This window comes from Succinivibrio sp. (genome assembly GCF_045124615.1).
GTDB lineage: Bacteria > Pseudomonadota > Gammaproteobacteria > Enterobacterales > Succinivibrionaceae > Succinivibrio > Succinivibrio faecicola.
The window spans coordinates 1-1,723 of record NZ_JBGVMC010000250.1 but is presented as its reverse complement, the minus strand read 5'-3'; the positions used below and the strand labels follow the sequence as shown (position 1 = coordinate 1,723).

Here is a 1,723-nt window from a genome sequence, read left to right as displayed (position 1 = left end):
AAAGATCGCCAAATGTATTCAGACTTGACAAAATTTCTGGTATTGAGGAGCTGAAGATAAAAGATAGATTAGAAAAGCTTGAAAAAATAATTTACGAAGGTGAATTATAGACCAAGCGTTTTTTTCAGATCTTCAAGAATTAAGGCATGCTGTTTTGTTGTTTTCAAAATGAAATCTGATGAAATCACAGATGCAGCAATACCATCCTGAGCTGAATATATGACTTTTGATGTCATTTCCTTGTAGTTTATCCAAGCTCTGTGAGAGTTTTTAAGATCCATTTTGTAACTGTCTTCAATATCGGAATTGAGTATATCGTTAAGTGCACTCAATACTCTCTTTTCGTAGGCACTTATCGCACTGTTATAGCATTCGCTTAATGCAAAATCGTCCTCTGCTAATAATGTGCACTGTTTAAAATCATCATCTGCGTCTGCAAGTGCACATGATTGGAATAGAAAACTGAGAATAAAAAACCAGGATAATTTTGTTTTCATAATCAACCTTTTCACAGTATGTTTCATAACTATCGGTAATGATCACAATCTTGAAAACAATTTTTCAGAATACTGCAAATTCAAGAATATACTCTGATTAGAACTATTACGATTATCAGTTAAAGAAATAATCAATGAAAAACATCATAAAACTTTTTAGTACATTCTTACTAGCTAATTTTATAACAAATTCACAGGCTGTTGAAATAACAGTTTGGGAAGATACCTACGTTTCATCTTCTATAAAACAGGCTGCTGAAGATTTCTATAAGCTTACAGGTACAAAGGTTAATTTTGAAACTGGTAATTACATCTATGCTCTTGAAAAGCTACGCTTAGACGGACCTGCGGGGGTTGGTCCTGACATTATTCTTTTGCCAAATGATCAGATTGGACAGGCTGTTAAGGAAGGAATGATTGTACCTGTTGAATTTGAAGATGATGAGGAGATAAAGTATCTTCCTCTAGCAAAAGAGGCTGCTCTTTATAAGGATGTTTACTATTTTGTTCCAAGAACTTTGGAAACCCTTGCTGTTTTCTACAATAAGGATTTTATTGATCAACCATTTAAAAAAATTGATGATTGGATCAAATATGATTTAAGCTTGAAAAAAAAGAATAAGTACGGATTTGTTGCAAAATTTGATGATCTTTATTTTTTACATGGTGCAATTGAACCTTATGGTGGATACATCTTCTATCAAGATGAGAGTGGAAACTATGACGTATCAAAAATAGGACTGAACAATAAAGAAACAGTAAGTGCAGTTCGTAGCATCAAACGTTTTTATGATTTAAATCTTATTCCTACAGCAACCATGGGACCTGGTGCTGTAAACAATATAGTGGATCTTTTTTTAAAAAACAGGGTATCAGCTATTATTGCAGGCTCCTGGAATATTCCTATCATCCTTAAAAGAAAAGTAAATTTTGGAATAGCCCAGCTTCCTATTCTTGAAAACGGAATGCATATGTCTAGTTTTATAGGTGTCAGAGGATATGCCATATCTCAGTGGTCTGAACACTATGATGAAGCGTTAAAGTTTGCAAAGTTCTTGAATAAGGATAAATACCTTTTACAAAGATATAAAGAAACAAAAGAGCTTCCAACAACTCTATCAACACTTAAGAATAAAAAAATAAATAAAGATTTTTATGCAAAACCTTTTCTAGAACAGATAAGATTCGGATATCTTATGCCTGATCCTCCTGAAATAAGCCTTGTC

Annotated in this window: 2 protein-coding genes; one reads left to right on the top strand and one right to left on the bottom strand. The window is 32.9% G+C overall.

Annotated elements, in window-relative coordinates; all coding sequences use genetic code 11:
* Nucleotides 1-104: 104 nt before the first annotated feature.
* A complete protein-coding gene (locus tag ACJML3_RS06515; protein ID WP_406021677.1) occupies nt 105-497 on the bottom strand; it encodes a lysozyme inhibitor LprI family protein in 393 nt (130 codons plus the stop codon).
* Nucleotides 498-631: 134 nt separating this feature from the next.
* Between ACJML3_RS06515 and ACJML3_RS06510 the strand changes: the two genes are divergently transcribed.
* Nucleotides 632-1,723: extracellular solute-binding protein (locus ACJML3_RS06510; RefSeq protein WP_406021675.1), on the top strand; the 1,092-nt coding region annotated here is incomplete at its 3' end.

Coding starts and splice junctions, on each gene's coding strand:
- ACJML3_RS06515 (WP_406021677.1), bottom strand. CDS start 497: ATGAAAACAAAATTATCCTGGTTTTTTATTCTCAGTTTTCTATTCCAA.